This window comes from Nonomuraea zeae (assembly GCF_005889725.1).
Taxonomy (GTDB): domain Bacteria; phylum Actinomycetota; class Actinomycetes; order Streptosporangiales; family Streptosporangiaceae; genus Nonomuraea; species Nonomuraea zeae.
On sequence record NZ_VCKX01000449.1, the window covers coordinates 1 to 7,324 of the forward strand.

The window sequence follows — 7,324 nt, forward strand, 5'->3', positions numbered from 1 at the left end:
GCCATGGGGGGCGTGTTCGCGGGCGTCGGGGAGAAGAGCGTTCTGGCGTGCTTGCGGGCCCTGCGTGTGGTGCGTCTGGTGGCCACCGTGTAGGCGGTGATCGCGCTTACCGCCCAGTACAGGATGCACTCGGGGGACTCGCCGATCAGGGCGTGGAATCCCGTGACGGCTTCGGTGGCGGCGGTCGCGTACGACATCGGCAGGCCCTCCTGCCCGGCGAGGTCCACGAGCAGGAGGGCGGTGCCGACGACCTCGCCGAGCGCCGCACCGGCGAGGCCCAGGAGGGCGGCCAGCGGCGGCAGGAGCGAGTCTGCGGTCCTGGCGGCGGATATGACGCCCAGGTCGGCGGTTCTCGCGGACGTGGCGCCCAGGCTGATGGGTCCGGCGGTCGTGATGCCCGGGTCGGCGGTCCCACCCAGGGCTGTGGTCCTGGTGGCGGCGATGTCCGGGTCGGTCGTCCTGGCGGATGCGGTGCCCAACCCTGCGGACCGGGCGGTCGTGATGCCCGGGTCGGCGGTTCCGGTGGTCGTGATGCCCAACCCTGTGGTCCTGCCGGCTGTTGTGACCGGGTCGGCGGTCCTGGTGGCTGTGACGCCCAGGGCTGCGAGGGTGCCGACGCCGATGGTGGCCAGGCCGATCTCGTATTCGGTGAGGCCGATGAGCAGGCCGTACACGGCGGCGCCGGCGAGCGTCGCAGGCAGTCCGGCGACGATGGCCGAAAGCAACCCTGACCTTTGCCGCGTCATGTCCACGTGGCTCCTGTGCGGGGAGGCGGAACCGCCTTTGCCTGATCTTGGGCCCCGCCATGGCAGGGCCCGGTCTCAGTCCTTGGCGGGCTTGCGGGGCGCGAACAGGTCGGCCGTGGGCTGCTGGGCCGGCGCCTGGGCGGGCTCGAACGGGGCCCGGTACTCGGGCTCCTGCGCCTGCTCCGCCGCCTCCGTCTCCGCCAGTTCGGCCCGGTGGGCGCGGCGCGCGCGCACGACCCGGGGGGTGAGCAGCGCGAGGGCGGCCAGGGCCGCCACGCCGACGAAGAGCCAGGCCGCCCACGTCTCCGACAGCGGGTCCCGGTAGAGCGACGGCGCGTAGGGGAGGCCGGCCAGGAAGTTGTCCAGGGTGACGTCCGTGAGGTCGGCGGGCGCCCGTTCGGTGGAAGGCGTGCTCAGCGTGGCCCCGATCATGATCGACTTGCCGACGACCTGCCCGGCCGCGTAGGCGCCGCCCGCGTACAGCGCCGAGACGGGGAGCAGGACGAGGCTGCGCGGGCGTACGGCGCCCATCGCGAGGACGACCAGAAGGGCGATCACGAGCGACAGCGCCAGCGAGAGCGGAAAGCCGTTGCCGAACGCCGTCACGGCGCTCGGCATGCGCTCCTGGAACAGGACGGCCGCCCCCAGCGCGGCCGCACAGATCAGCGCGGTGAGCAGCCCTGTTACTAGTCCGGGAAGCAGGCCGGACCGCTTATGTGACATCTCAGCCCCCAGAGAATGCACGAATTTACTCCGATGAGTCGGGCACTTTACTCGAACCTCGCAAAAGGTGTCGTCTGAACGCCGATTCACAGCCGGGGACCTGCAGTGGTCTAAACCAATTTGGGTCCGATAAGGTTCGTGGTTGAGGTTCAGCCCGCCATCTGGTTCGAGGAGATCGGTTCCCGTGAGCATCCGCGTAGGCGTCAACGGCTTCGGCCGCATCGGTCGCAACTTCTGGCGCGCTGTCGCCGCCAGCGGCAAGGACATCGAGATCGTCGCGGTCAACGACCTGACCGACAACGCGACGCTCGCTCACCTGCTGAAGTACGACAGCATCCTGGGCCGCCTGCCCTACGAGGTGAAGGCCACGAGCGACGAGATCACCGTCGACGGCAAGGCGATCAAGGTCTTCGAGGAGCGCGACCCGGGCAAGCTGCCCTGGGGCGACCTCGGCGTGGACGTGGTGCTGGAGTCCACCGGCCTGTTCACCGACGCCACCAAGGCCAAGGTGCACGCCGACAACGGCGCGAAGAAGGTCATCATCTCGGCGCCGGCCAAGAACGAGGACGTCACGATCGTGATGGGCGTCAACGACGGCGACTACGACCCGGCCAAGCACACGATCGTCTCCAACGCCTCCTGCACCACCAACTGCCTGGCGCCGATGGCCAAGGTCCTGCATGACACCTTCACCATCGAGAAGGGTCTGATGACCACCATCCACGCCTACACGCAGGACCAGAACCTGCAGGACGGCCCGCACAAGGACCTGCGCCGCGCCCGCGCCGCCGCACTCAACGTGGTGCCCACCTCCACCGGCGCCGCCAAGGCCATCGGCCTGGTGCTGCCCCAGCTCAAGGGCAAGCTCGACGGCTTCGCCATGCGCGTGCCGATCCCCACCGGCTCGGCCACCGACCTCACCGTCGAGCTCGGCCGCGACGTCACCGTCGAGGAGGTCAACGCCGCGGTGAAGGCCGCCGCCGAGGGCCCGCTCAAGGGCATCATCAGCTACACCGAGGACGAGATCGTCTCCTCCGACATCGTCACCGACCCCGCCTCCTGCATCTTCGACGCCGGGCTGACCAAGGTCATCGGCAACCAGGTCAAGGTCGTCGGCTGGTACGACAACGAGTGGGGCTACTCCAACCGCCTCGCCGACCTGATCGAGCTGGTGGGCCGCGGCCTCTGATGCCGAGGCGCACACGTCGGGGCGCGCGGCAGGCGCGCCCCCCGGGAACAGGAGCATGAGCATGCGCACGCTCGACGATCTCGACGTGAAGGGCCGGCGCGTGCTCGTGCGCGCCGACCTCAACGTTCCCCTCGACGGGGAGACGATCACCGACGACGGCCGCATCAGGGCCTCGGTGCCGACGATCAAAACCCTGGTCGGCCGCGGCGCCAAGGTCGTGGTCTGCGCCCATCTCGGCAGGCCCAAGGGCAAGGCGGACCCGAAATACTCGCTCAAGCCCGTGGCCACGCGCCTGGGCGAGCTGCTCGGCCAGGACGTGGCCTTCGCCGCCGACGTGGTGGGCGACAGCGCGCGCGAGAGCGTCGCAGCGCTCCAGGACGGCGAGGTCGCCCTGCTGGAGAACCTGCGTTACGAGCCGGGCGAGGAGTCCAAGGACGACGCGGTCAGGGGCGAGTTCGCGGCGAAGCTGGCCGATCTGGCCGAGCTCTACGTGGGCGACGGCTTCGGCGCCGTGCACCGCAAGCACGCCAGCGTCTACGACGTGCCCAAGCTGCTGCCGCACGCGGCCGGCGGGCTGGTCGTGGCCGAGGTCGAGGTGCTGCGCAAGCTGACCGAGGACACCGAGCGCCCCTACGTGGTGGTGCTCGGCGGCGCCAAGGTCTCCGACAAGCTGGGCGTCATCGCCAACCTGCTGACCAAGGTCGACAGGCTGCTCATCGGCGGCGGCATGGCCTACACCTTCCTCAAGGCCCAGGGCCACGAGGTGGGCGGGTCGCTGCTCCAGGAGGACCAGCTCGACCAGGTGCGCGGCTTCCTCGCCGAGGCGGCCCAGCGGGGCGTCGACCTGGTGCTGCCCGTCGACGTGCTGGCGGCGGTCACGTTCGCCGCCGACGCCGAGCACGACGCGGTCGAGGCCACCGCGATCCCCGCCGACCGGGAGGGGCTCGACATCGGGCCGAAGACGCGCGAGCTGTTCGCCACGAAGCTGGCCGACGCCAAGACCGTCTTCTGGAACGGGCCCATGGGCGTGTTCGAGTTCGACGCGTTCTCCGGCGGCACCAGGGCGGTGGCCGAGGCGCTGATCGCGTCCGACGCCTTCACCGTGGTCGGCGGGGGCGACTCCGCGGCCGCCGTGCGCAAGCTCGGGCTCCCCGAGGACGGTTTCTCGCACATTTCCACCGGCGGCGGGGCCAGTCTCGAATACCTTGAGGGCAAGACCCTTCCCGGACTCGCGGCTTTGGAGGACTGAGTTGGCATCACGCAAGCCCCTCATCGCCGGCAACTGGAAGATGAACCTCAACCACCTCGAGGCCATCGCGCTGGTCCAGAAACTGGCGTTCGCGCTCAACGACAAGGACTTCGACAAGGTCGACGTCGCCGTGCTGCCGCCGTTCACCGACCTGCGCAGCGTGCAGACGCTCGTCGACGGCGACAAGCTCCGGATCGTGTACGGCGCCCAGGACCTGTCCCCGCACGACGCCGGGGCCTACACCGGTGACGTGTCCGGGGTCATGCTGGCCAAGCTTGGTTGCACCTACGTCACGATCGGCCACTCCGAGCGCCGGCAATACCACGACGAGGACGACGACCTGGTCAACGCCAAGGTCCAGGCCGCCTACCGGCACTCGCTCACCCCGATCCTGTGCGTGGGAGAGGGCCTGGCCGTGCGTCAAGAGGGCCGCCACATCGCGCACAGTCTTGCCCAACTTGACGGCGCGCTGCGCAAAATCACCGCCGAGCAGGCAAAATCGATAGTGGTGGCCTACGAACCGGTGTGGGCGATCGGCACCGGCGAGGTGGCCACCCCGGAGGACGCCCAGGAGGTCTGCGGAGCGTTGCGAGTGAGACTCGCTGAGCTCTACGACACCGAAGTGGCCTCTGCGGTCCGTATCCTTTACGGTGGCTCGGTCAAGTCAGGCAATATCGCAGGGATCATGGCTCAGCCCGATGTCGACGGCGCGCTCGTGGGTGGCGCCAGCATCGACGCCGGGGAGTTCGCGAAGATCTGTCGATTCTCCGATATGCCCGGCTAACTGAGTCGTTCTGGGGGTGCGACTTGACACCAGGCCGTACCCTCAAAAGGCAAGTTTGAATCGTCACGCGTAACAGAGCATCGAAGGAACAGGCATACCGTGGAAATCGGAATCTCCATCGCCCTCATCCTGGCGAGCGGTCTCATGATCCTGCTCGTGCTGCTCCACAAGGGCAAGGGTGGCGGGCTGTCTGACATGTTCGGCGGCGGCTTCTCGTCGAACTTCGGTGGTTCCTCGGTGGTGGAGCGCAACCTCGACCGGCTGACCGTCATCACGGGCACCGTCTGGTTCGTCTGCATCATCGCTCTCGGCCTGCTCATGAGGCCCTGAGCAACAAGTTAACGCGTGACAGTGATTCTCCCCCCGTGCCTGCGCGCGGGGCGATCGAGCGAGGAGTTCATCCGTGGGTAGTGGCAACGCGATCCGTGGCAGCCGAGTCGGCGCCGGCCCGATGGGGGAGGCCGAGCGCGGCGAGGCAGCTCCGAGAGTGCGGGTCTCGTTCTGGTGCGCCAACATGCACGAGACGCGCCCCAGTTTCGCCAGCGACGCGGCGGTCCCCGAGACGTGGGATTGCCCACGTTGCGGCCTCCCGGCCGGACAGGACGAGGAGGCCCCGCCTGCCCCGCCCAAGAACGAGCCGTACAAGACGCACCTTGCTTACGTGAAGGAACGCAGGAGCGACAAGGACGGCAAGGCGATCCTCGAGGAGGCACTGGAGCGCCTGCGCAACAACAAGTCCCCCTGGTAGTCAGGTGCACTTGACGAAGGGGCCCTGGGGCGATTTCCCCCCAGGGCCCCTTCGTCGTTGTCCGGGCCTTCCTGGCAGCCGGGCGCGGCCGGCGGTCAGGGGCGTTCGTAGACCGGGACGCCGTCCACGAACGTCATCCGCACCCGCGTCGTCCAGATGTCTCCCGGCGCGAGCTCGAACGGGTCGCGGTCGAGGACCACGAGGTCGGCCGGGCGGCCCGGCTCGATCGCCCCGGCCGGCGAGCGGTTGATCCAGGCCGAGCCCGCCGTGTACGCGGTCATGGCCGTGGCCAGGTCGATGCGCTGGCCGGGCAGGAACGGGGTCTGCGCCGTCGGGTAGCCGGCGTGCACCGAACTGCCCGGCTCGGTGCGGTTGACCGCCACGTGCATGCCCTGCAGCGGGTCGGCGTTCGAGACCGGCCAGTCGCTGCCCGCGCAGAAGCGGGTGCCGTGCGCCAGCAGGTCCGCGAACGGGTACTGCCACGACGAGCGCGGCTCGCCCAGGAACGGCAGCGTCAGCTCGTCCATCTGGGCGTGGTGGGTGGCCCACAGGGGCTGCAGATTGGCCGTGACGCCCAGGGCGGCGAAGCGCGGCACGTCCGTGGGCTCGATGATCTGCAGGTGGGCGATGTGGTGGCGGTTGGCGGGGTTCGTGCCCTCGAAGCTGTTCAGAGCCTCGCGTACGGCCCGCTCGCCGATGGCGTGGAAGTGCACCTGGAAGCCGTGGCTGTCCAGCTCGGCCACGTACTCCTTGAGCTTGTCCGGATCCACGTACGACAGGCCCGTGCCGCCGCACCGGCAGTAGGGCTCCAGCGTGGCGGCGGTGAAGTTCTCCGTGATGCCGTCCTGCATGATCTTGACCGAGGTGGCCTTGAAGCGGGCGAGGCCTCCGGCGGAGGCGCGGCGTTCGAGCAGGTCGCCGATCTGGTCGAGGCCGCGGGTGCGGTCCCACCACAGAGCCCCCACCACGCGCGCCTGTAGCCGCCCTGAGCGGGCTGCGGCCACGTAGGTGGGGAGTTGGTCCTCCGAGCCTGCGTAGGAGCCCACAATGGCGTCCTGCCAGCCCGTGATGCCCAGCGAGAACAGGTAGGTCTGCGCTTCCAGGAGCGCGTCCTGCAAGTCCTGGGCGGTGGGGCGGGGGGTGAGCAGGCCGACGAGGTCCATGGCGCCCTCGTGCAGGACGCCGGTGGGGACGCCGGCGGCGTCGCGCTCGATCCTGCCGTCGGCGGGGTCGGGGGTGTCCGCGGTGATGCCGGCGCGTTCGAGCGCACGGGCGTTGACCCAGGCGGCGTGGTGGTCGCGCTGGATCAGGTAGGCGGGGCGGTCGAGGAAGCCGAGCTGGTCTCGGTGCGGGAGCCCGTCGGGGAACGCCGACATGTCCCAGCCGCCGCCGTCGACCCACTCTTTATCGCGATTTTTCGCGGCATAGTCGGCGATTTTTGCTACGTACGCATCAAGGCCGAAGTCTTCTGACAAATCGCACTTTGCTCGTTCGAGGCCCGCCTGGACCGGATGCGCGTGCGCATCGGTGAACCCGGGGGTCAGCAGGCCGCCGTCCAGGTCCACGGTCTCGTGGGCCTGCCGCGCCAGCTCGGCCTCCGGCCCCACGGCGGCGATCACGCCCCCGGACACCAGCACGGCCTCGGCCAGGACGCCTTGCGGGGTGAAGACGCGGCCGCCCCGGAAGAGGATGTTCATGGCTTTCCCTTTCTTGACCGGTCCATCTTGCCCTCCCCGGCCGGATCCGGCGGCCGGGCGGCGTGCCGGACCAGCCCCGGACCAAGGGGCCGGGGCCCAGACCCCAAGGCCCCTGGCCGACCCGGAGCCGGCCTGCAGTCGGGTCTAGGGCCGGGTCTGGGGTCGGGTCTAGGGCCGGACCTGGAGCC

Annotated in this window: 8 protein-coding genes; 5 read left to right on the forward strand and 3 right to left on the reverse strand. The window is 69.6% G+C overall.

The window, feature by feature from the left end; all coding sequences use genetic code 11:
• Positions 1–746: hypothetical protein (locus tag ETD85_RS58400; protein ID WP_206059558.1), on the reverse strand; the 746-nt coding region annotated here is incomplete at its 3' end.
• A gap of 75 nt (positions 747–821) precedes the next feature.
• Positions 822–1,469, reverse strand: coding sequence for a hypothetical protein (locus tag ETD85_RS58405; RefSeq protein WP_138698435.1), 648 nt, complete (start codon positions 1,467–1,469; stop codon positions 822–824).
• A gap of 184 nt (positions 1,470–1,653) precedes the next feature.
• On the opposite strand from ETD85_RS58405, the gene gap reads away from it, so the two are divergent.
• From gap to ETD85_RS58430, 5 genes are all read left to right on the forward strand, one after another.
• Positions 1,654–2,658, forward strand: a complete 1,005-nt coding sequence (gene gap / locus ETD85_RS58410; RefSeq protein ID WP_138698436.1) for a type I glyceraldehyde-3-phosphate dehydrogenase — start codon at positions 1,654–1,656, stop codon at positions 2,656–2,658.
• A 61-nt stretch (positions 2,659–2,719) separates the two neighbouring features.
• Complete coding sequence (locus tag ETD85_RS58415; RefSeq protein ID WP_276617420.1) at positions 2,720–3,907, forward strand: phosphoglycerate kinase; 1,188 nt, start codon at positions 2,720–2,722, stop codon at positions 3,905–3,907.
• A gap of 1 nt (position 3,908) precedes the next feature.
• Positions 3,909–4,691, forward strand: a complete 783-nt coding sequence (gene tpiA / locus ETD85_RS58420; protein ID WP_138698438.1) for a triose-phosphate isomerase — start codon at positions 3,909–3,911, stop codon at positions 4,689–4,691.
• A gap of 99 nt (positions 4,692–4,790) precedes the next feature.
• On the forward strand, positions 4,791–5,021 hold the full coding sequence (gene secG, locus ETD85_RS58425; RefSeq protein ID WP_090942947.1) for a preprotein translocase subunit SecG: 231 nt from the start codon (positions 4,791–4,793) through the stop codon (positions 5,019–5,021).
• A 73-nt stretch (positions 5,022–5,094) separates the two neighbouring features.
• Positions 5,095–5,439, forward strand: coding sequence for an RNA polymerase-binding protein RbpA (locus ETD85_RS58430; RefSeq protein ID WP_103961760.1), 345 nt, complete (start codon positions 5,095–5,097; stop codon positions 5,437–5,439).
• Positions 5,440–5,534: 95 nt separating this feature from the next.
• On the opposite strand, the gene ETD85_RS58435 is transcribed toward ETD85_RS58430, so the two are convergent.
• Positions 5,535–7,136 (reverse strand): amidohydrolase, encoded by a 1,602-nt coding sequence (locus ETD85_RS58435; RefSeq protein ID WP_138698439.1) that lies wholly within the window; start codon positions 7,134–7,136, stop codon positions 5,535–5,537.
• Positions 7,137–7,324: the final 188 nt, after the last annotated feature.

Excerpts from the sequence above, each read along its gene's own strand:
- ETD85_RS58405 (WP_138698435.1), bottom strand. The coding sequence starts at position 1,469 with ATGTCACATAAGCGGTCCGGCCTGCTTCCCGGACTAGTAACAGGGCTG.
- ETD85_RS58415 (WP_276617420.1), top strand. The coding sequence starts at position 2,720 with ATGCGCACGCTCGACGATCTCGACGTGAAGGGCCGGCGCGTGCTCGTG.
- ETD85_RS58435 (WP_138698439.1), bottom strand. The coding sequence starts at position 7,136 with ATGAACATCCTCTTCCGGGGCGGCCGCGTCTTCACCCCGCAAGGCGTC.